At 63.9% G+C, this 19216-nt stretch carries 19 protein-coding genes; 11 read left to right on the top strand and 8 right to left on the bottom strand.

Translation table 11 applies throughout. The features are described from left to right. Positions 1–223: 223 nt before the first annotated feature. Positions 224–1114: a LysR substrate-binding domain-containing protein gene (locus ACFDR6_RS35685; RefSeq protein ID WP_375861272.1), complete on the bottom strand. Its 891-nt coding sequence runs from the start codon at positions 1112–1114 to the stop codon at positions 224–226. Positions 1115–1305: 191 nt separating this feature from the next. Here ACFDR6_RS35685 and ACFDR6_RS35690 point away from each other — a divergent pair, with 191 nt between their 5' ends. The 3 genes from ACFDR6_RS35690 to ACFDR6_RS35700 are packed head-to-tail and all read left to right on the top strand — an operon-like array spanning position 1306 to position 4029. Beyond that, complete coding sequence (locus ACFDR6_RS35690; protein WP_212092967.1) at positions 1306–2640, top strand: C4-dicarboxylate transporter DctA; 1335 nt, start codon at positions 1306–1308, stop codon at positions 2638–2640. A gap of 24 nt (positions 2641–2664) precedes the next feature. Beyond that, on the top strand, positions 2665–3171 hold the full coding sequence (locus tag ACFDR6_RS35695; RefSeq protein WP_375861328.1) for an ureidoglycolate lyase: 507 nt from the start codon (positions 2665–2667) through the stop codon (positions 3169–3171). Between the two features lie 18 nt (positions 3172–3189). After that, positions 3190–4029 carry a bifunctional allantoicase/(S)-ureidoglycine aminohydrolase gene (locus ACFDR6_RS35700; RefSeq protein WP_375861330.1) on the top strand — a complete coding sequence of 280 codons (840 nt, stop codon included), beginning with the start codon at positions 3190–3192 and terminating at the stop codon, positions 4027–4029. A 15-nt stretch (positions 4030–4044) separates the two neighbouring features. Here the strand turns inward: ACFDR6_RS35700 and ACFDR6_RS35705 are convergent, their stop codons facing one another. The 5 genes from ACFDR6_RS35705 to ACFDR6_RS35725 all read right to left on the bottom strand — a co-directional run bounded on the left by ACFDR6_RS35705 (position 4045) and on the right by ACFDR6_RS35725 (position 9087). Next, complete coding sequence (locus ACFDR6_RS35705; RefSeq protein WP_375861274.1) at positions 4045–5316, bottom strand: DUF892 family protein; 1272 nt, start codon at positions 5314–5316, stop codon at positions 4045–4047. 167 nt (positions 5317–5483) lie between these two features. Then, complete coding sequence (locus tag ACFDR6_RS35710) at positions 5484–5681, bottom strand: CsbD family protein (RefSeq protein WP_375861275.1); 198 nt, start codon at positions 5679–5681, stop codon at positions 5484–5486. Positions 5682–5750: 69 nt separating this feature from the next. Then, a complete protein-coding gene (locus tag ACFDR6_RS35715) occupies positions 5751–7349 on the bottom strand; it encodes an alpha-amylase family glycosyl hydrolase (RefSeq protein WP_375861276.1) in 1599 nt (532 codons plus the stop codon). Positions 7350–7366: 17 nt separating this feature from the next. Next, positions 7367–7900 (bottom strand): hypothetical protein, encoded by a 534-nt coding sequence (locus ACFDR6_RS35720; protein ID WP_375861277.1) that lies wholly within the window; start codon positions 7898–7900, stop codon positions 7367–7369. An 11-nt stretch (positions 7901–7911) separates the two neighbouring features. Next, positions 7912–9087, bottom strand: coding sequence for a zinc-dependent alcohol dehydrogenase (locus tag ACFDR6_RS35725; RefSeq protein WP_375861278.1), 1176 nt, complete (start codon positions 9085–9087; stop codon positions 7912–7914). Between the two features lie 161 nt (positions 9088–9248). Between ACFDR6_RS35725 and ACFDR6_RS35730 the strand changes: the two genes are divergently transcribed. Beyond that, complete coding sequence (locus ACFDR6_RS35730) at positions 9249–10031, top strand: SDR family NAD(P)-dependent oxidoreductase (protein ID WP_375861279.1); 783 nt, start codon at positions 9249–9251, stop codon at positions 10029–10031. Between the two features lie 24 nt (positions 10032–10055). Here the strand turns inward: ACFDR6_RS35730 and ACFDR6_RS35735 are convergent, their stop codons facing one another. After that, positions 10056–10790, bottom strand: coding sequence for an SDR family NAD(P)-dependent oxidoreductase (locus ACFDR6_RS35735; RefSeq protein ID WP_375861280.1), 735 nt, complete (start codon positions 10788–10790; stop codon positions 10056–10058). An 8-nt stretch (positions 10791–10798) separates the two neighbouring features. Next, the gene (locus tag ACFDR6_RS35740) at positions 10799–11839 is read right to left on the bottom strand and encodes a LacI family DNA-binding transcriptional regulator (protein ID WP_212092958.1); all 1041 of its coding nucleotides are present in this window, start codon (positions 11837–11839) and stop codon (positions 10799–10801) included. A 193-nt stretch (positions 11840–12032) separates the two neighbouring features. On the opposite strand from ACFDR6_RS35740, the gene ACFDR6_RS35745 reads away from it, so the two are divergent. The 7 genes from ACFDR6_RS35745 to ACFDR6_RS35775 all read left to right on the top strand — a co-directional run bounded on the left by ACFDR6_RS35745 (position 12033) and on the right by ACFDR6_RS35775 (position 19199). After that, the gene (locus tag ACFDR6_RS35745) at positions 12033–13334 is read left to right on the top strand and encodes an ABC transporter substrate-binding protein (protein ID WP_212092957.1); all 1302 of its coding nucleotides are present in this window, start codon (positions 12033–12035) and stop codon (positions 13332–13334) included. A 63-nt stretch (positions 13335–13397) separates the two neighbouring features. Then, the gene (locus ACFDR6_RS35750) at positions 13398–14285 is read left to right on the top strand and encodes a carbohydrate ABC transporter permease (protein ID WP_375861282.1); all 888 of its coding nucleotides are present in this window, start codon (positions 13398–13400) and stop codon (positions 14283–14285) included. A gap of 4 nt (positions 14286–14289) precedes the next feature. Further along, the gene (locus tag ACFDR6_RS35755; protein WP_212092955.1) at positions 14290–15117 is read left to right on the top strand and encodes a carbohydrate ABC transporter permease; all 828 of its coding nucleotides are present in this window, start codon (positions 14290–14292) and stop codon (positions 15115–15117) included. Positions 15118–15124: 7 nt separating this feature from the next. After that, positions 15125–16129 carry a zinc-dependent alcohol dehydrogenase family protein gene (locus ACFDR6_RS35760; protein ID WP_375861283.1) on the top strand — a complete coding sequence of 335 codons (1005 nt, stop codon included), beginning with the start codon at positions 15125–15127 and terminating at the stop codon, positions 16127–16129. A gap of 6 nt (positions 16130–16135) precedes the next feature. After that, positions 16136–17209, top strand: a complete 1074-nt coding sequence (locus ACFDR6_RS35765) for an ABC transporter ATP-binding protein (RefSeq protein WP_375861284.1) — start codon at positions 16136–16138, stop codon at positions 17207–17209. Further along, on the top strand, positions 17206–18165 hold the full coding sequence (locus ACFDR6_RS35770; RefSeq protein WP_375861285.1) for a sugar kinase: 960 nt from the start codon (positions 17206–17208) through the stop codon (positions 18163–18165). The genes ACFDR6_RS35765 and ACFDR6_RS35770 overlap by 4 nt, the downstream gene beginning before the upstream one ends. Then, the gene (locus ACFDR6_RS35775) at positions 18162–19199 is read left to right on the top strand and encodes a tagatose 1,6-diphosphate aldolase (RefSeq protein WP_375861286.1); all 1038 of its coding nucleotides are present in this window, start codon (positions 18162–18164) and stop codon (positions 19197–19199) included. The genes ACFDR6_RS35770 and ACFDR6_RS35775 overlap by 4 nt, the downstream gene beginning before the upstream one ends. Positions 19200–19216 lie beyond the last annotated feature (17 nt).

Genomic DNA, 19216 nt, shown 5'->3' on the forward strand with positions numbered 1-19216 from the left:
CGGCCTTCCCTGCGCCCTCTTGGTCTTGAGGGTGAGACATGAAGCAAAGCTCGGGCGAATTGCGCCGCGAGGCTGCGATGGCGTGTCTGCAACTTGAAATATGAGTTGAAGAATGACGATGTGGAGCGGCGAGCTTCAATCCATCCCCGTCACCCCCGCGCAACGGCAGAGCCGTTGTCGCTGGAGGTGCTCGCTTCTTCGACGAGCCTCGAAGGATCGACCACTAGCCCTTGCGCTGATTCAGATACCGAAGCGCCAGCTTGACGAAATTGTGCACCACCATCGACGTCTCGTCCGCTCTGAACACCAGAAACACGTCGGCCGTGGGCGGTGAGGGCCTGATCGGACGGAATACGATGTCGGCTGTCGTGAAACGCGTAATCGACTGCGGCACGAGCGCCACGCCAAAACCGGCGGCAATCAAGCTCGGGATCGACTGGGCGTCGACGACCTGTTGGGACACTTTCGGCAGGAAGCCGGCATCGACACAGCAGGTCTGCACGTACCGTGCGAAGTCGGAGCTGTTGGGATCGAGGACGACGTGATCCTCGGATGCAAGATCACCGAGGGCGATGCGCCTGCGGCGCGCCAACCGATGAGTGTGCGGCATTGCGAGAACGACCTCTTCTCGCCATGCAAGCTGGCTGGTCAGGTCGCGCTCGGCGGGAATGCCGCGAATGAGACAGATGTTGGTGGTGCGGCCGAGAAGTGCCGCGATCTGCAGAGCAGGTGCCTGCTCATGCACCGTCATCTTGACCTGTGGAGCGACCTCCCGGTACGCCGCGAGCAGCTCAGCGAGGCGGCCGCGCAGAATGGAGCCGGTCGCTCCGACATCGAGCGTTCCGATCAGGCCGGCCCCAATCGAGCGAACCTCGTCTTCCGCGACCTTGACCTGCTGCAGGATGGCGCGTCCTCGCGTGAGCATGGCTTCACCGGCCTGGGTCAACTCGACCCTGCGGCTGGTCCTGTAGAGCAGTTGGGTCCCGAGCTCTGCCTCCAGGGTCTGGATATGCTGACTGAGCGGCGGCTGCGAGATGTTCAGCCGCCGGGCGGCGAGTGTGAAGCTGCGCTCTTCGGCAACCGCGATGAAGTACCGGAGCTGGCGGAGATCCATAGCGAAAACCTATCAATCGTGTCGTTCTATATATTGGACTTGATGTCGCACCTGGTCAACGAATGGCCGATGGAGCATGCCGGCGTCCTGCCGCGACCAAAGGCTCCGTACGCGGCGACCTCGCCGCCAACAAGAATGGCGAAGGCTGCGGCCGACCAAGCCAGATGGAAGCCCGGCGAGCGAGGAAAGCCATGCCCAGGATATTCAAGTCACTCTTCTTCCAGGTCGTCCTCGCGCTCGCTGCCGGCATCGCGCTCGGCGTCGCCTATCCGGACGTCGCGTTGCAGATGAAGCCGCTGGGTGACGGCTTCATCAAGCTCATCAAGATGCTGGTGCCCGTGATCGTGTTCTGCGTCGTCGTGCACGGAATTGCAGCGGCCGGTGACCTCACGAAGGTCGGAAGGGTCGGAATTCGTTCGCTCGTCTATTTCGAGATCATCACCACCATCGCCTTGGTGTTCGGCATCGCGCTCGCCTACTATTTCCAGCCCGGTGCCGGGATGAACATCGACCCGAGCACATTGGACGCCAAGGCGATCGGCGGGTTCAGCCAGACGGCGGCTCAGGTCTCCGGCGGAGGCGTCTCCGAATTCCTGATGAAACTCATTCCCACGACGCTCGTCGGAGCTTTCAGCTCCGGCGACGTCCTGCAGGTCCTCATCGTCTCGATCATGTTCGGGTGCGCCGTTTCATTGTGCGGCGAGCGCGCGAGGCCAGTCGTCGATTTCATCGAGCGGATGAACGAGATCATCTTCAAGATGATGAACTTCGTCGTCCGGCTCGCACCGATCGGCGTATTCGGTGCGATCGCTTTCACCGTCGGGAAGTACGGCATCGGTTCGCTCAAGCAGCTCGGGGGCCTGGTTGCCCTGTTCTATATGGCGGTGATTCTGTTCGTGGTCGTCGTGCTCGGCGCGATCATGCGGCTTTCCGGCTTCAGCCTGTTCAAGTTGCTGGCCTATCTGCGCGAAGAGCTGTTGATCGTTCTCGGGACGGCCGCGGGCGATAGCGTGCTTCCTCAAACCATGCGGAAGCTCGAGCAGCTTGGGATCAAGCGATCGACCGTCGGTCTGGTGATCCCCACCGGGTACTCGTTCAATCTGGACGCGTTCTCCATCTACCTGACCCTGGCGGCCGTCTTCATTGCGCAGGCGACGAATACGCCGCTTGCCACGGGCGATCTCCTGGCTATTCTCGGCGTCGCATTATTGACCTCGAAAGGTGCTCATGGCGTGCCGGGTTCGGCCATCGTCGTCCTCGCCGCGACACTGGCGGCCATTCCGGCCATCCCGGCGATCGGACTGGTGCTCATCTTGTCGGTGGACTGGTTCATCGGCATCGCCCGCGCGCTCGGCAACTATGTTGGTAACTGCGTTGCTGCGGTCGTCGTCGCCTCCTGGGAGGGAGACCTCGATCACGCCAAGGCGCACCGCATCCTGAATGGCGAGATCAATCCTTCGGGAGAAGATCTGCGGGCCGACCCAGTCGGTGCGGACGCTCCCGTCGCGAGTCTGCAGACCCCTTGAACGTGGAGGCATTTGGACTTGGCGATGGTGACACTCTCGATCGAACCTTTGACGAAGCGGGCGTTCGCGCCGTTCGGAGACGTCGTCGAAACGGAAGGGATGACGCCCCTGTCGATCAACCAGGGATATGCCGAGCGCTACAACGGGCTCGCCAATATCGATATCGCTGCGGAAGGCGGACGGATCAATATCAGCTGGTTTGTCGCCTCAGTACGGCCCGCGCCGATCGCCATCCGCCTGATGGAGCGCCATCCGCTCGGAAGCCAGATGTTCATGCCCTTGAACGGAGCGAGCTGGCTGGCCGTCGTTTGCGCGGACCCGCTCGTGGTCTCGAGCTATCGGGTGTTCGTTGCAAATGGACGCCAGGGGGTTAACTATGCCCGGAACTGCTGGCACCATCCGCTGCTGGTTCTCGAGGACGCGAGCTCGTTCCTCGTTGTCGACCGGGCGGGGGGCGGCGATAATCTCGAAGAATACTGGCTGAGCCAGGAGATGCAGCTCGATCTCGGGTCGATCGCGTCGCACCGGTAAATTTCACGAGGCTTGATGATGTCGTCGCAAACCTATCACATCCCGCAGGGCGGCCTGCCGCCGCAGACGGACCTTCTGAGCGGTCGGGCGGTCTTTACCAACGCATATGCCGTCATCCCCAGCGGCGTGCAACGCGATATCGTCGTCAGCCATCTGCCGCACTGGGACAACACGCGCGTCTGGGTCCTGGCGCGACCGCTGTCCGGCTTTGCCGAGACGTTCTCCCATTATCTTATGGAGATCGCGCCGGCCGGCGGAAGCGAAAAGCCCGAGCCGGAGAAGGATGCCCAGGGCGCGTTGTTCGTCGTGGGCGGCAAGCTGATTCTCAATTTGCCGAACGGAGAACATGAGCTGAGGCCCGGCAGCTTCGCCTATGTGCCCGCCGGCTGCGCCTGGACCATTCGCAACCGCGGCGAGGCTCCTGCGCAGGTTCACTGGATCCGCAAACTGTACCAGCGCGTGCCTGGGTTGGCCGTGCCCGAGGCGTTCGTGACCAACGAGGACGCGATCGACCGCGTCGCGATGCCCGGCACGCAAGGAAGATGGGCAACCACACGCTTCATCGATCCAGCCGACATGCGCCACGACATGCACCTCAATATCGTGACGTTCGAGCCGGGCGCCACGATTCCCTTTGCCGAGACGCATGTCATGGAACACGGGTTGTACGTCCTCGAGGGCAAGGCGGTTTATCGCCTCAATCGGGACTGGGTGGAGGTCGAGGCCGGAGACTACATGTGGCTACGCGCGTTCTGCCCGCAGGCGTGCTATGCGGGAGGCCCCGGCCGGTTCCGCTACCTCCTTTACAAGGACGTAAACCGGCACATGAATTTGCGACAGGGACCTCCGCTGATTTAACCTCGAGCGTTGAGGCTACTCCGTCTGCTCGACCGCGGCCGGCATCTTCGCCACCGACATCAGCGATCGGGCAATCTGATTGAGGAGCTGATCCGAGTTTTCCTCTTCGGCGAGCGACTTCGATAGCAGGCTGACCACGGCGCTGTGGCGAAGCTGCTGGGCGAGATTGCGCGCCGTCGTGTAGGCGGCGATCTCGTAATGCTCGACACGTTGCGCCGCTCCAATGAGGGCGAGGTCGGCGGCCGCATCCTCCTTGTCCTCGCCTTCCGCCATGATCTCCTGACCCTCCTCGACGAGACCCATCATTCCCTTGCAGGGCTTGGCGCGTGCGGACTTGCCGAGCATCTCGAAGCACTCGTTGATGCGCTCGACCTGGGCCTCGGTCTCTGCCAGATGCTGCTCGAACAGCTCGCGCAATTGATCGAAGCGGGCAGCTTCCGCCATTTTGGGCAGCGCCTTGGTCAGTTGCTTTTCCGCATGCAGGATGTCGCGGAGCTCATCGATCAGCAGATCGCCGAGACCGGCTTCGTCCATTGGCGGCGAACTCTCGGTAACGATGGCGGTGGCGGGGCCGGGCTCGCCGGCCTGGATCGCGGGCGAGTCCGTGAAGACCCAGTCGCCTCCCTCGTTCCAGGGCCCGCGTGTATCGATCTCGCCGTGATCACCGCTGCCGGTCGAATCGTTGAAGAACTGGTCGACCAGGCCTGGAGTCGGCGCGATACGGCCGATGCTGAGCGACGGCTTGCCCATGCTCTCGAGCGCCAGCCCGAACGCCTTCATGTGCGTGATCTCGCGGGTCATCAGGAATTGCAGCGCGTCCTTGGTGCCGGCGTCGTCGCAGAAATTGATGAGCCGCTCATAGACGATCTTCGCCCGCGCCTCCGCCGCGATATTGCTGCGCAGGTCCACGTCGAGCTCGCCGGTGATCTTCAGATAGTCCGCGGTCCAGGCATTGCCCTGCGAGTTGAAGAGGTTGACCCCGCCGCCGCCCGCGATCGCGATCAGGGGATCCGCCTCGGCGGCCTGACGATCGAACTTCGACGGCTTGAGGTGCATCCGCGCGAGCGTGCCGACGACTTCCAGATGGCTGAGCTCTTCGGTGCCGATGTCCATCAGGAGGTCCTTGCGGTCGGGATCCTCGCAGTTCAGGCCTTGTATCGAATATTGCATCGCGGCTGCGAGTTCGCCGTTGGCGCCTCCGAATTGCTCCAGAAGCATGTTGCCAAAACGGGGGTCCGGCTCATCGACGCGAACGGTGAACATCAGTTTCTTGACGTGGTGATACATGGGGGCTCTCGGTGTTCGGAGGACAGTAGAAGATGTGTCCCCAATAGGCGGTGCATTCGTTTGTTCCTATCGCGGAGCCGGTGCGATCGTTGCCGTCCGTCGGTGACGTCCGACGCGCCTTCGTCGGTACGCCGCGCTGCAGGAAGGCATCGGCGGCGACCCGGCGGTCATGTGAGCTGATTGAGTTTCTTCAGCGGATTGAGCTCACTCGGCCTGTCCTGCTTGGCCTGCTCGTCCTGTTCCTGGCGGTCGCGCTGCGCTTGCGCCTTGCCGTCATCGTGCAGATCCTGGTCGCCGATGATTTCGCCGATGGCTTGTCTGGTCTTGCCGGCGATCCGCCTCTGAAGATGCTTCGTCTTGCCCATGATCTGTCTCCGCACTCATGCCGTAAGTGCCGGTGAGACTCTCGTACGGGCGGATAGTTCCTGCGGCCGTCACCGGGCCTCGAGTTCAATGATCACGCCTTCGTTGCCTCGCAGCAGGATCGATGCTTCCGGCCATGTTTCCGAGGGCCGGTCGAGATGCGTCGACGTCAGCAGGCGACCGCGACCGAGCCATTGCCATTTCCGCGGCTCGCCGGCGATATTGAGCGCGACCAGAATTTGGCTCCGGCCGTCGGTCCGCCTGTAGGCGAGAACATCGTTCTGCGATCGCAACGGTTCATGGCCACCTTCGCGCAGGCAGGCATGTTCCCGCCGCAGCCTGATCAATGCGCGGAACAGCGCAAGCACCGACCGTTCGTTGCGTTGTTGCTCGGCGACGTTGGGCGTGCCGCCGGCCTCGAGCGGCAGCCACGGATCGCCACTGGTAAATCCTCCGCCGGCGCTGGCGTCCCAGCGCATCGGCGCGCGTTCGGGATCGCGGCAAAGGCCAAATCCCGGCACGAGCTTTTCGAAGGGATCGTGGACGCGGTCGGACGGAATGGGAACGCGTTTGCGGCCAATCTCGTCGCCCATGAAGAAGAACGGCGTTCCCCGTAGCGTCATCAGCAGCATCGCCAGCACGCGCATCTGCGCCTCGCCGATCTTGCTCGCGATCCGCTGCTTGTCGTGGCCGCCGACCACCCAGACCGGCCAGGCATGTTTAGGGATGGCGTTGAAATAGGCGTCGATCGTTCCCTGCAGCGACAGGGCGTCCCACTGCGAATCGTGCAGGGCAAAATTGAGCGGCAGATGCAGCCGTGGCCGGTCGTTACCGTAGAAGTGGCCGATGCGGTCGGTCTTGCCCTGGACCTCACCGCAGAGCATTCGCCCCGGATATTCGTCGATCACCTCCCGGATGAACTCGATGCACTCCATCGTCTCCGGCCGGTCGTCGGTGAACACGGGCGTCTGACGCTGCGGCGGCGGCTTGCCCCTGGCATCGGGATTGGCAGGATTGTCGCGCAAGAGCACGTCCTTGATCAGGACCGCGCTGGCATCGACGCGGAAGCCGTCGACGCCGCGGTCGAGCCAGAAACGCATGGCGTCGGCGATCGCGGCCCTCACGTCCGGATTGCGCCAGTTGAGGTCGGGCTGCTCGACCAGGAAGGAATGATAGTAATATTGCCGCCGCGCCGCGCACCATTCCCAGCCGCTGCCGCCGAAGCGGCTCAGCCAATTGTTGGGTGGGCCGCCATTATGGGCAGGATCAGCCCAGATGTACCAATCGGCCTTGGCGCTGTTGCGCGAGCTGGAACTCTCGACGAACCACGCATGATTGTCCGCGGTGTGATTGGGGACGAGGTCGAGGACCAGATGGATATCCGAGGCGTGCAGCGCTTCGAGCAGTTGGTCGAACTCCTCCAGGCTGCCGAAGGCGGGATCGATGGAGCAATAGTCGGAGATGTCGTAGCCGAGGTCGCGGAACGGACTCTTGTAGATCGGCGTCAGCCACACGGCGTCGACGCCGAGCCATTTCAGGTAGTCGATGCGCGACATCAGGCCGGCGAGGTCGCCCCTGCCGTCGCCGTTCGAGTCCTGGAAGGAGATCAGTGCGATCTCGTAGATGACGGCGGATCGCCACCACGCAGCTTCATCACTGAACCCGCCCATTGCCGTGCTTCACCTCGCTATGCCTTGGCGTGTGCCGTGATCTGCCTTGCTGCTTTCCGGACGCTCTCGATGCCCTTGGGAAAGCCGCTGCGGTTGGGATACAGCTTGCGGCGTGCATCGCGCGGCGGGCGTCGTGGCTTGGTGTCCTGCGCGGCTCGGTAGTCGAGCATGGCTATGCCGCCGACCATCAATAGCGCCAATGCGATATTGCCCTTCTTGGGATTGTCCGACGTCAGTCCCGAGAGCAGCGCGGCGGCGTCGAGGCCGTCGCCGCCCACGCGGGCCCACAGGCCGGCGTTCTTCTCGACCGACAGCGTCATGACCCCGGCCGCGATCTCGCGGACGCCGAAGGCGCGGACCATGGTCTCGTGGCCTTCCATGCCGAGCGTTTTCGTGACGCGGCGGGGCGCGAACAACTCGACGACGCCGAGACCGATGCCGAACCAGCCGAGCGCGCGGGCGAGCTGATCCACCGGGCGCTTCAGGCTCGGGCCGCCCTCGACGATCTTCGGATCGCCCTCGGTGCGGACGATGTTGGAGAAATGAAACATGGCTTGCTCCTTCAGGGCCTGAGTACGACCTTGACGCAGGAGTCCCGCTTGTCGCGAAACACCTGGTACATCTCCGGTCCCTGCTCGAGCGGGACGGTGTGGGTGATGACGAAGGACGGGTCGATTTCGCCCTCTTCGATGCGGCGGAGCAGGTCGTCAGTCCAGCGATTGACGTGAGTCTGGCCGGTTCGCATCGTCAGGCCCTTGTTCATGAAGGCGCCCATGGGCAGCATGTCGGAGAGGCCGCTATAGACGCCCGGCACGGAGATCACGCCGCCGGGTCGGCAGACATAGATCATCTCGCGCAGCACGTGGGGCCGGTCGCTCTCCGCCATCACCATCTGCTTGGCGCGGTCGAGCAGCGTGTCGGGCAGGGAAGCCATCACGTGCGATTCCATGCCGACGCAATCGATGCACTTTTCAGGGCCCCTGCCGTCGGTGAGCTCCTTGAGCCGTTCGAGGACGCTCTCGGTCTCGAAATTGATCGTGGTGGCGCCGCCGGCTTCCGCCATGCTGAGGCGCTCGGGCAGGCAGTCGATCGCGATCACCTGGTTGGCGCCGAGCAGGATGGCGCTGCGGATCGCCATCTGTCCCACGGGACCACAGCCCCAGATCGCGACCGTGTCGGTCGGCTCGATGTCGCATTGCACGGCAGCCTGCCAGCCGGTCGGGAAGATGTCGCTGAGGAACAGCAACTGCTCGTCGGGGATGCCGGCGGGTACCTTGATGTGGGTGGCGTCGGCATAGGGCACGCGGAGGTATTCGGCCTGCCCGCCGGGATAGCCGCCGGTCAGATGGGTGTAGCCGAACAGGCCGGCGGTCGTGTGTCCGAAAGCCTTGTCCGCGAGATGGCGCTTGCGGTTGGTTGTTTCGCACACGGAAAAATTGCCGCGCTTGCACTGGTCGCATTCGCCGCAAATGATCGTGAAGGGCACGACGATGCGGTCGCCCTTCTTCAGCTTGCCGTCGACGCCCGAGCCGACCTCCACCACTTCACCCATGGTCTCGTGGCCCATGATGTCGCCGGGCATCATACCCGGGATGAAGTTGTGGAACAGGTGCAGGTCGGATCCGCAAATGGCACAGCTCGTGACCTTGATGATGGCGTCGCGCGAGTCCTGGATCTCCGGATCGGTGACGGTGTCGCACCTGATATCCTCCTTGCCGTGCCAAACCAGCGCCTTCATCATCCGTCCTCCGGGCTGAACCAGTTGGCATTCAAGTCCAGCAAGGAACGATGGTTGCTATCGTCGCGCGCAAATCTTCGCGCCGTACCGGCGCGCGCAATTTGGAACGAGAGTGCGGGGCAGCGATTGGACGTGATCGACAGTCAAGCGAGGACACGCTCATGCCCGCCAATCAACTCGCCGTCGTTACCGGCGCCTCCACCGGTATCGGCCTGGAACTCGCCAGGTGCTGTGCCCAGGCCGGTTTCAATCTCGTCATCGCGGCAGACGAGCCCGAGATCGAGAGAGTGGCGGTGGATCTGCGCAGGCTCGGCGGCAGCGTGGAGCCGGTCGAGGCCGATCTGGCCACGACCGAAGGCGTCGACAGTCTCTGCGCCGCGATCGGCGATCGGCCGATCGACGCGCTGCTTGCCAATGCCGGCGTCGGACTGGGAAAGGCCTTCCTCGATCAGGATTTTGCCAGGGTGAGGCACCTCGTCGACACCAACATCACCGGCACGCTCTATCTGATCCATCGTGTCGGCAATGAGATGCTCCGGCGCAATGCCGGGCGCATCCTGATCACGGGCTCGATCGCCGGCTTCACGCCGGGCAGCTTTCAGGCGGCCTACAATGCTTCGAAGGCCTTCCTCGATTCATTCTCGTTCGCGCTGCGCGAGGAGCTGCGTGACAGCGGCGTCACCGTCACCTGCCTGATGCCCGGCGCCACCGACACCGAGTTCTTCCGCCGCGCCGGGATGATGGACACCAAGGTCGGTAGCGAGAAGAAGGACGGCGCCTACGATGTCGCCAAGGCGGGCTTCGATGCGATGCTGCGCGGGGACTCCGATATCGTCACCGGGCTGAAGAACAAGATCCAGGCCACGGTTGCCAACGTCACCCCGAACGAGCTGCTGGCAAAGCAGCATCGCAAGATGGCGGAGCCAGGCACGGCAAAATCGTAGCGCTGGCCGCAGGCGCGATGGGCCTCAGCCCGCGAGAAACCCTCCGTCCACCGCGACGACTGTTCCGGTCGCGTATCGCGAGGCCGGCATGCAGAGGAAAGCAACCGCGCCGGCGATATCCTCCGGCTGTCCCCAACGCTTGAACGCGGTGCGGTCGGCAATGCGCTGATAGTGGGCGCGATCGGTGCGGCCCGCGGCGTTGATCGCCGTCTCGATGTAGCCGGGCGCAACGGCGTTGACGCGGATATCGTCCTCGGCCCACTTCAGGGCCAGTGCCTTGGTCAGCATCACGACGCCGCCCTTGCTGGCGCAATAGGCGGGAATTCGCGGCAATGCCAGCGTGGCATTCATCGAGGCGATGTTGACGATCGAACCCCTCGTCTGCGCGAGCAGCGGATGAAATGCCATGCAGGTGCGGAACGTGCCGGTGAGGTTGACGTCGAGGACTTTCATGAAGGTCTCGATCTCGAACTCCTTGTCGCGCGCGAGAATTCCGGCGCAATTGACAAGGGCGTCGACGCGCCTGTGTTGCCGGGCGAAGGCCGCGACGGCGTCGTCGTCGGTGACGTCAAGCGTCGCGAGCGTGAGCCCGGCGCGTGGCTTCAGCAGGGTGCGGGCCAGATCGGCGTCGTTCGCGCCTGTTGCGGTGACCGTCGCGCCGAGATCGCAAAACTGATTGCTGATTGCGGCGCCAATGTCCCCGGCGCCGCCGATCACGACAGCATGAAAGCCGGGTGCAAGGGAAAACTTCGAGTTCATTGGATGTCTCATTTCAGGGACTTCGGAGGCGGAGCCGTCGATTCGCGGACCACCAGTGAGAAATCGATCTCGCGATGCATGATGGTTTGCTCGCCGGCAAGGCTCCGCACCAGATATTCGCCGGCGCGCTGCCAGGTCTCACCGGTGGGAACGTGGATCGTGGTGAGGCTCGGGCGCAAATGGCGGCTCCAGTCGAGGTCGTCGAAGCCGACCACCGACAGATCGCGCGGCACGGAGAACCCGTCGCGTTCCGCCTCGAGCAACACGCCGTAGGCAATGACGTCGTTGCCGCACACGACGGCCGTTGGCCGGTCCTTGAGGTTGAGGAGATAGCGCGCCGCCTCGCGCGCATCGTCCAGCGTATAGGGCACCTCGACGTGCCATTGCGGCGGAAGCTCGAGGCCGTTCTCGGCAAGCGCGCGGCGAAATCCGGCGACGCGGGCGCTGGCGCGGTCGTTGTTGCGCTGGAGCGCCGAGACGATTCCGATGCGGCGGTGACCGAGCTCGATGACGTGGGCGGCGGCGCGGTGGGCTGCGGCTTCGTTATCCGTTCCGACGCAAGGGTAGGGCCTGTCGGGCTGGTAAATCCCGACGTTGATGAACGGCACTTCGTTGTCGGCAAGCAGCTTGCGCAATCCGTCGTGATGGCAATCTCCGCGCAGCACGAGGCCGTCGACGCCGCGGCTGATCAGATTGCGCGCCTGCTGCAATTCGACGTCGAGATCATATCCGCTCGTGGTGAGGAACAGCATGTATCCGACTGACGATAGATATTGCTGGAGCGAGGCGATGCCGCGCGCGAACATCGTGTTGTCAATCGTTGGCACGATCGCGCCGAGCGTGCGCGAACGACGCGACGACAGGATGCGTGCGGGCGCGTGCGGGATGTAGCCGAGCGCGTCGATGGCTTGTTCGATCCGCGCGCGCAGGGAAGGGCTCACCGCGTCCGGATTGTTGAGGGCGCGCGAGACCGAGGCGGTTGAAACGCCGGCGCGAGCCGCAACGGCGCGGATGCCCTGTTTGACGGAGTTGGCGTTGGTCAATCTCATTAATGTAACGTTACATCCTGCGGGCCGCGCCGCGTGGTTGTGACAATAGCTCCAAACTGCAGCAGATTGCACGATGTGTCCACCGACTTGACACGGCTGATCGGAGGTCTATTTTGTAACCGTTTTCAAGCTGTGCTCGAAAATGTTCAAAATGGTCCGCCGGCTTAAGGCGGCCAGCCGGGAGGAGAGTTCGATGAAGGCCAGGATGCTCGCGACCCACGTCGCGTTGCCGGTTCTCGCGATTGCCGCTGCCGGCGCGCAGGCGCATGCCGCCGATTTCGACTGGATGAAGTTCAAGGGCAAGACCGTCACCTTTCTCGCCAACAATAATCCGGTCGCGCAGGCGCTGCTGACCTACAAGGCCGATTTCGAGAAGCTGACCGGCATGACCCTGAAGGTCGACGGCTATCAGGAACAGCAGATGCGCCAGCGTCTGGTCACCGTCATGAATGCGAACAGCGACGAGGTCGACGTGTTCATGACGCTGCCATCGCGCGAGGGCGAGCAGTTCGCCGCCGCCGGCTGGTACGGCGACCTCACCGCGATGGCCAAGAACGAGGTCGCCAAAGAGTACGATCCGGCGGGGCTAAGTCAGGCGCTGCTGAAGGCCGCGACTTTCGGCGGCAAGCTCACCAGCATGCCGATGAACATCGAGGGTCCGATCTTCTATTACCGCACCGACATCTTCAAGAAGTGCGGTATCGAGGCGCCGAAGACCATCAAGGAGGTCGAGGCCGCCGCCGCCAAGATCAAGACCTGCGACAGCGCGGTGACGCCGTTCGTGTCTCGCGGCCTCAAGCCCGCGATCGCCTACACCTTCAGCAACATGCTGCACAATATCGGTGGGACGTATATCGCGAGCGGCAAGTCGAACCTTTGCTCGGCCAAGGGCAAGGAAGCGCTCGACACCTATAGCCGGTTGCTGCGCGATTTCGGTCCGCCCGGCGTCGTCAATTACAGCTTCCAGCAGATTTCCGCGCTGTACCGCAGCGGCCGCGCGGCAATGGCATTCGAATCCTCGAATGAGCTGCGCACGGTGATGGAAGGCGGCGCCCGGCTGAAGGACACCGGCCTGCTGCCGTTCCCGGCAGGCGAGGCCGGCCAGGTGCCGACCACGATCGGGTGGGGCATGGCGGTATCCTCGCACAGCAAGCAGCCGGAGGCGGCCTGGTATTTCGTGCAATGGGCGACCAGCCCCGAGGTCCAGAAGAGGATGGCACTGCAGGGCATTGCCCCGCCGCGTCCGTCCGTCGCCAAAGACCCCGAATATCGCAAGTGGATCGACGAAGAGCCGGTCCGCAAGGAATGGCAGGCCGCGCTCGACGTGCTCGCCACCAAGGGCTCGTCCGAGGTCGGCTATCCCATCGTTGCCAATCCGGAATCGCGCGAGTTCATCGGCCAGGCGGTGCAGGATTTGATCCTGAAGCAGAAGCCGATCGAGCAGGCCTGCGCGGATGCCGACAAGGCGCTTGATGCGCTGATCGCACAGAAGTAACGCCTCGAGGCCGGCAGGCTTGCTGCCTGCCGGCACCTCCTCACTCCTCAAGGAAACGCACGCATGTCTGATGCGGCTGCGACACTCGCGCAGGACCGGCAGAAGCTGGAAATGTCGGCGCTCTCCGCGCCGGCCGTGATCTTCACGGTCGCGATGATCGCGTTTCCCGTCGTCTATACGATCTGGCTCGGCTTCCAGAACTTCTCCTCGACCGGCAAGCAGTCCTTCGCCGGCCTCGCCAACTATTCGAAGCTGGTCTCCGACTACGAGTTCTGGCACGGGCTGTGGGTGACGATAGCCCTCTATGTGTTGTCGCTGGTGCTGCAGCTCGTCTTCGGCGTTTGGCTCGCGCTGGTGCTGTTTCATGCCAAGCGCCTGCCGGGGATCGTGCGCTCGCTGTTCATCTCGCCCTTCATGATGCCGCCGGTGGTGGCAGGCATGATGTGGCTGGTGATTCTCGATCCCTCGCTGGGGGCGGCCAACTACGTCCTGCAAGCGTTCGGCCTGCCGCCATCGGATTGGCTGGCGTCGCCGACATGGGTCATTCCAACGTTTGCTCTGATCGACAGCTGGCAGTGGACGCCCTACGTCGCCTTGATCGTGCTGGGCGGGTTGCAATCGCTGCCGCCGAGCGTCTACGAGGCTGCGCAGATCGACGGGGCGTCCCCGTTCAAGACGTTCCAGCGCATCACGCTGCCGCTGCTGCTGCCGACCATCGTCACCGCGGCCATTCTGCGCAGCGTCGACCTCCTGCGCTTCTTCGACATCATCTACATCACCACTCAGGGCGGTCCCGGCAACGCCTCGAACACGCTCAACATCTACGGCTTTCGGGTCGGCTTCGAGTTCTTCAACATCGGCTATGCCAGCGCCCTGATGCTGACGCTGACGGCGATCGTGTTCGGCGCGGTGCTCGCCTTCAACCGCCTGCGCGGCGCGGTGGTCTGGTGAAGCCATGACAGATGCCGCCAACACCGACCGCTGGATCCGCTGGCTCAATACGGTGCAGCTCGTGCTGGCCGGGATCATCATCATGGCGCCGACGGTCTGGATGGTGCTGTCCTCGTTCAAGCCGTCTTTCGAGGTCACCGCCTATCCGCCGACGCTGATCTTCACGCCGACATTGGAAAATTATGTCGAGTTGACCAAGACCACGCCGTTCCTGAGCTACGCGCTCAACAGCCTCATCGTCACCGTCGGCTCGACCGCGCTCGGTCTGCTATTTGGGATCCCCGCCGCCTTTGCCGTTTCCTGGACCCGGATTTCGTGGCCGGCAATTCTGACGCTGGCGGCGCGCATGGCGCCGGGCACGCTATTCCTGCTGCCATGGTACGTCATGTTCCGGCAGGTGGGCATGATCGGCTCCTACACCGCGCTGATCCTCAGTCATGCCGTGATCACGTTGCCGATCGTGATCTGGGTGCTGTTGCCGTCCTTCGACGGCATTCCGCGCAGCGTGTTCGAGGCGGCGCAGGTGGATGGATGCAGTGTTACGCGCATCCTCTGGCGCATCGCGCTGCCGCTGGTGGCATCCGGCGTCGCGGTGTCGGCGATTCTCGCCTTCGTGTTCTCGTGGAACTACTTCCTGTTTGCGCTGGTGCTCTCCAATGGCGACACCAAGACGCTGATCGCGGCGGCCTTCAACTTCATCGGCGAAGGCTCGACGCAATGGGGCGCCCTGATGGCCGCGGCGACGCTGATCGCCTTGCCGCCGCTGGTGCTGGCGGCCCTGGTTCAGCGTTGGCTCGTCTCCGGACTGACGCTCGGCGCGGTGAAAGGCTAGTTATCTGATGAATGTATCACCCCGTCCCAATTCGATCATGCAGGCCGCGGTCTTCCACGGCAATGACCGCATCACCATCGAGCGTGTGGCGATGCCCGACCTCGGCACCGGCGAGGTGCTCGTGCGGGTCTCGCGCACCGCATTGTGCGGCTCGGACTTCAAGCTCTGGCACAAGGGCGCCGAGTTCACCGCGGGCCATGAGATCTTCGGCGTGGTCGAGCAGCCCGGTCATCGCCTGCACGGCAGCCGCTGCGCGGTCTACATCCCCCTGCACTGCGACCGCTGCGCGGCCTGCAAGCGCGGCGACACCCAGATGTGCCTGGAAGTCTCCAGCCTGATCGGCTGGAACAGGCCGGGCGGCTATGCCGAATACGTCCCCGTTCCGGAAAACTGCCTGCTGCCGGTGCCTGACGATATCGAGGACAGCCTCGCGCCGTTGCTGCTCGACACCATCGGCACGTCGGGCCACGCGGTGCGCTTCGTCAGCCGCGTCGTGCCGCCGGGCGAGGCCGGTCCGGTGCTGGTCATGGGGGCAGGGCCTGTCGGCCTCGGCGTCGTGCTGGCGCTCCGCGCGCTCGGCTACGATGACGTCCACGTCGCCGATCCCAACGCCGCGCGCCTCGGGATCGCGCAATCCTTCGGTGCGAAGGCGCACCCCGTCGGCGATACGTCGAAGCGCTTCGCCCTGATCATGGAATGCTCCGGCGCGCATGCGGCCCGCAATCTCGGCATCGAGCTGGTCCTGCCGCGCGGCGCCCTGGTGCTGGTCGGGGAGAACGCCGCACCCTGGACCATCGAGGAAGGCAAGGTGTTCCGCCGCAAGGATTTCTACATGATCCGGACCTTTTACTTCCCGGTTTCCGATTTCGAGCCGAATGTCGAGCTGCTGCGCAAGTACAAGGACGAATACCGCGTCCTCGTCGACGGAGAATTCGGCCTGTCGGCGCTGCCCGAAAATTTCGCCCGCTTCGCCAAGGGCGAACTGATCAAGCCCGTGCTGGCGCTGGACTGAGCGATCATGGCCTCGATCTCGATCCGCAACCTCGTCAAGCGCTATGGCAATTTCACCGTGATCCCGGATCTCAATCTTGAGATCGCGGACCATGAATTCGTCGTCTTCGTCGGCCCGTCCGGCTGCGGCAAATCCACCTTGCTGCGCATCATCGCCGGCCTCGAGCCGATTTCTTCCGGAGAGCTCTATATCGGCGACAAGCGCGTCAACGGTGTGCAGGCCGCGCAGCGCGATATTGCAATGGTGTTCCAGGACTACGCGCTCTATCCGCACATGAAGGTCTACGACAACATGTCCTTTGCGCTGGAGCTGCGCGGCGTGTCGAAGGCCGAGATCGACGCGCGCGTGAAGCGCGCCGCGGCGCTTCTGCACATCGAGCCCTACCTCGACCGCAAGCCGAAGGAGCTGTCAGGCGGACAGCGCCAGCGGGTCGCCATGGGGCGCGCCATCGTACGCAATCCCAAGGCGTTCCTGTTCGACGAGCCGCTGTCCAATCTTGACGCAAAGCTGCGCGGGCAGGTGCGGGCCGAGATCAAGGCGCTGTCGCAGGAGCTGAAGACCACCATGGTCTTCGTCACCCACGATCAGATCGAGGCCATGACCATGGCCGACAGGATCGTCGTGCTCCAGAGCGGCACGATCCAGCAATACGACACGCCGGAGACGGTCTACGAGCGCCCGGCCAACCAGTTCGTTGCCGGCTTCATCGGCTCGCCTGCGATGAATTTCTTTCCGGTCGAATGGCGCGATGGGCGTGCGGTCCTCTCGCAGGGCGGAACGGTGGTGCCGCTGGATGGCGAGATCACAGCCCGCCTGGGCAAGGCCGGCAATGCCGTGCTGGGCATTCGTCCGGAGCATTTCGCCGTCGCCGCGGATGGAGCCGATGGCATCGCCATTAATGTCAAGCTGGTCGAGCCGCTCGGCTCGGATACGCTGATCCATTTCGATCTCGCCGGCGTCTCCGCGATCGCGCGGGTCGATCCGTCGCTGCGGCCGAAGGTCGGTGATCGCATCGGCTTGCGTCCGCAGCCGGGCAAGACGCATCTGTTCGATGCGGCCGACGGGCAGGTCTTACGATGAGCGCGCCGGCAAACATCGGCGATTTGTCGGCGCTGGCGGGCGTGGCGTCCAAAACCAGGCCCGTGCACGTGATCTGCCTGGGGCTATCCGCGCTCGACCAGGTCTGGCGCGTCGATCGTCTGTTCGCAGGGCGAAGCGAGAAGATCAAGGCGGCCGGCTACGGCACGCTTGGCGGCGGCATGGCCGCCAATGCGAGCGTCGCGATCGCAAAGCTCGGCGCGTCCGTGGCGTTCTGGGGGCGGGCAGGGAACGATGCCGCCGGCCATGAGATGAAATCGGCCTTCGCTGCCGAAGGCGTCGATGTCGAAAATTTCCGCCTGTTTCCCGATGGCCGCTCGTCCGTCTCCGGGATCATCGTCGACGGTTCCGGCGAGCGGCAGATCGTCAACTTCCGCGGACTCTATCCGGAAGCCGCGGATTGGCTGCCGCTCGAAGCCGTCGCCCGTGCATGCTCGGTGCTGGCCGATCCGCGCTGGGTCGAGGGCGCAGCGACACTGTTCCGCGAAGCGCGCGCGCGCGGCATTGCGACGGTGCTCGACGGCGACATGGCCGAGCCTGATGTCTTCGAGCGGCTGCTGCCGCTGACGGATCATGCGATCTTCTCCGAACCTGCGCTCACCGCCTTTGCCGGATCGGCCAAAGATGAATCTCTCGCAGCGCTCGCGCGTTTCGGCTGCCGTGTCATCGCCGTCACGCGCGGCGAGGGCGGCGTAAGCTGGTACGAGAACGGCGAGCTGCACCGGCAGTCGGCCTATGCCGTCGAGGTCGTCGACACCACGGGCGCCGGCGACGTCTTCCACGGCGCCTATGCGCTTGCGATCGGCGTCGGCCTCGATGTGCGCGCAGCCATGGCGTTTTCGGCGGCCACGGCTGCCATGAAATGTCGCCACCCCGGTGGCCGCAACGGAATCCCCGATATCAACGAGTGTCTAGCATTCATGAGGACGACGCCATGAGAACGATTGGAAAGAACCGCGGCCTGGCACGGCTTGCTGACGCGGATGGCCACTTTCGCATGGTCGCGCTGGACCAGCGGCCGCCGCTGTTCGACGCCATCGCGAAGGCAAAAGGCATCACGCGGGAGCAGGTCGAGTATTCCGACGTCACGGCGGCCAAGCGCCTTCTCGTCGAGAACCTCGCGCCGCATTGCAGCTCGATGCTGTTCGATCCGAATTTCGCGGTGCCGGCTGCGATCGATCTGTTGCCGCCGCGTTGCGGCCTGATCATGACTCTGGAGGAGCACCGCGTCGAGGAAACCGCGGGTGGCCGCAAGTCGCGCGCGATCACCAATTGGAGCGTGGAGAAGATCCGCGCGATGGGCGGCGACGCCGTCAAGGTGCTGGCCTGGTACCGGCCGGATGCAGATGCCGCGGTAAATGAGCATCAGAAGCGTTTCGTCCGCGAGATCGGCGAGGACTGCGCCCGCCATGATATTCCCTATGTGCTCGAGCTGCTGGTCTATCCGTTCCTCGGCAGTGCCAACCACACCGCGGACTATGTGGAATCGCCGGGCAAGCTGCCGAGCCTCGTCATCGACAGCGTGCGCGAGTTTGCCAAGCCGGAATATTGCGTCGACCTCCTCAAGCTGGAGAGCCCGCTTGCGGCGGGCGGCCTGCCGGCCCGCGACGGCAGCGCGGAGGCGAAGGCTGCGCAGAAGGAGTTCGATGCGATCGGCGACATCTGTCGCGAACGGAGCATCCCCTGGGTGCTGCTGTCGGGCGGCGCTGTCCCTGAGAAGTTCGAGCGCGTTCTCGACTACTCCTATGCCGCGGGGGCGAGCGGCTTCCTCGCTGGCCGCACCATCTGGCTCGACGCCGTTCTGAAGAACTTCCCGGACCGTGCGGCGGTGTCCGCGAGCCTGCGCAAGGACGGTCTCGGCGTGCTGGAACGGCTCAACAAGCTCACCACCGCCAAGGGCACGCCGTGGAAGGCGCGTTTCCCGGCATTCGCTGATATCAAGCAGGAAGGTGACTTCGCGCGCGCCTACTGAGATAGTGGCTCTGCGTG

Origin of the sequence: Bradyrhizobium tunisiense, assembly GCF_042263385.1 — a bacterium.
In the GTDB taxonomy this organism is placed as follows: Bacteria; Pseudomonadota; Alphaproteobacteria; order Rhizobiales; family Xanthobacteraceae; genus Bradyrhizobium; species Bradyrhizobium tunisiense.

Excerpts from the sequence above, each read along its gene's own strand:
- ACFDR6_RS35765 (WP_375861284.1), top strand. The coding sequence starts at position 16,136 with ATGGCCTCGATCTCGATCCGCAACCTCGTCAAGCGCTATGGCAATTTC.
- ACFDR6_RS35775 (WP_375861286.1), top strand. The coding sequence starts at position 18,162 with ATGAGAACGATTGGAAAGAACCGCGGCCTGGCACGGCTTGCTGACGCG.
- ACFDR6_RS35755 (WP_212092955.1), top strand. The coding sequence starts at position 14,290 with ATGACAGATGCCGCCAACACCGACCGCTGGATCCGCTGGCTCAATACG.
- ACFDR6_RS35745 (WP_212092957.1), top strand. The coding sequence starts at position 12,033 with ATGAAGGCCAGGATGCTCGCGACCCACGTCGCGTTGCCGGTTCTCGCG.
- ACFDR6_RS35750 (WP_375861282.1), top strand. The coding sequence starts at position 13,398 with ATGTCTGATGCGGCTGCGACACTCGCGCAGGACCGGCAGAAGCTGGAA.
- ACFDR6_RS35695 (WP_375861328.1), top strand. The coding sequence starts at position 2,665 with ATGGTGACACTCTCGATCGAACCTTTGACGAAGCGGGCGTTCGCGCCG.
- ACFDR6_RS35740 (WP_212092958.1), bottom strand. The coding sequence starts at position 11,839 with ATGAGATTGACCAACGCCAACTCCGTCAAACAGGGCATCCGCGCCGTT.
- ACFDR6_RS35690 (WP_212092967.1), top strand. The coding sequence starts at position 1,306 with ATGCCCAGGATATTCAAGTCACTCTTCTTCCAGGTCGTCCTCGCGCTC.
- ACFDR6_RS35720 (WP_375861277.1), bottom strand. The coding sequence starts at position 7,900 with ATGTTTCATTTCTCCAACATCGTCCGCACCGAGGGCGATCCGAAGATC.
- ACFDR6_RS35725 (WP_375861278.1), bottom strand. The coding sequence starts at position 9,087 with ATGAAGGCGCTGGTTTGGCACGGCAAGGAGGATATCAGGTGCGACACC.
- ACFDR6_RS35770 (WP_375861285.1), top strand. The coding sequence starts at position 17,206 with ATGAGCGCGCCGGCAAACATCGGCGATTTGTCGGCGCTGGCGGGCGTG.
- ACFDR6_RS35760 (WP_375861283.1), top strand. The coding sequence starts at position 15,125 with ATGAATGTATCACCCCGTCCCAATTCGATCATGCAGGCCGCGGTCTTC.
- ACFDR6_RS35705 (WP_375861274.1), bottom strand. The coding sequence starts at position 5,316 with ATGTATCACCACGTCAAGAAACTGATGTTCACCGTTCGCGTCGATGAG.
- ACFDR6_RS35685 (WP_375861272.1), bottom strand. The coding sequence starts at position 1,114 with ATGGATCTCCGCCAGCTCCGGTACTTCATCGCGGTTGCCGAAGAGCGC.
- ACFDR6_RS35730 (WP_375861279.1), top strand. The coding sequence starts at position 9,249 with ATGCCCGCCAATCAACTCGCCGTCGTTACCGGCGCCTCCACCGGTATC.
- ACFDR6_RS35700 (WP_375861330.1), top strand. The coding sequence starts at position 3,190 with ATGTCGTCGCAAACCTATCACATCCCGCAGGGCGGCCTGCCGCCGCAG.
- ACFDR6_RS35715 (WP_375861276.1), bottom strand. The coding sequence starts at position 7,349 with ATGGGCGGGTTCAGTGATGAAGCTGCGTGGTGGCGATCCGCCGTCATC.
- ACFDR6_RS35710 (WP_375861275.1), bottom strand. The coding sequence starts at position 5,681 with ATGGGCAAGACGAAGCATCTTCAGAGGCGGATCGCCGGCAAGACCAGA.
- ACFDR6_RS35735 (WP_375861280.1), bottom strand. The coding sequence starts at position 10,790 with ATGAACTCGAAGTTTTCCCTTGCACCCGGCTTTCATGCTGTCGTGATC.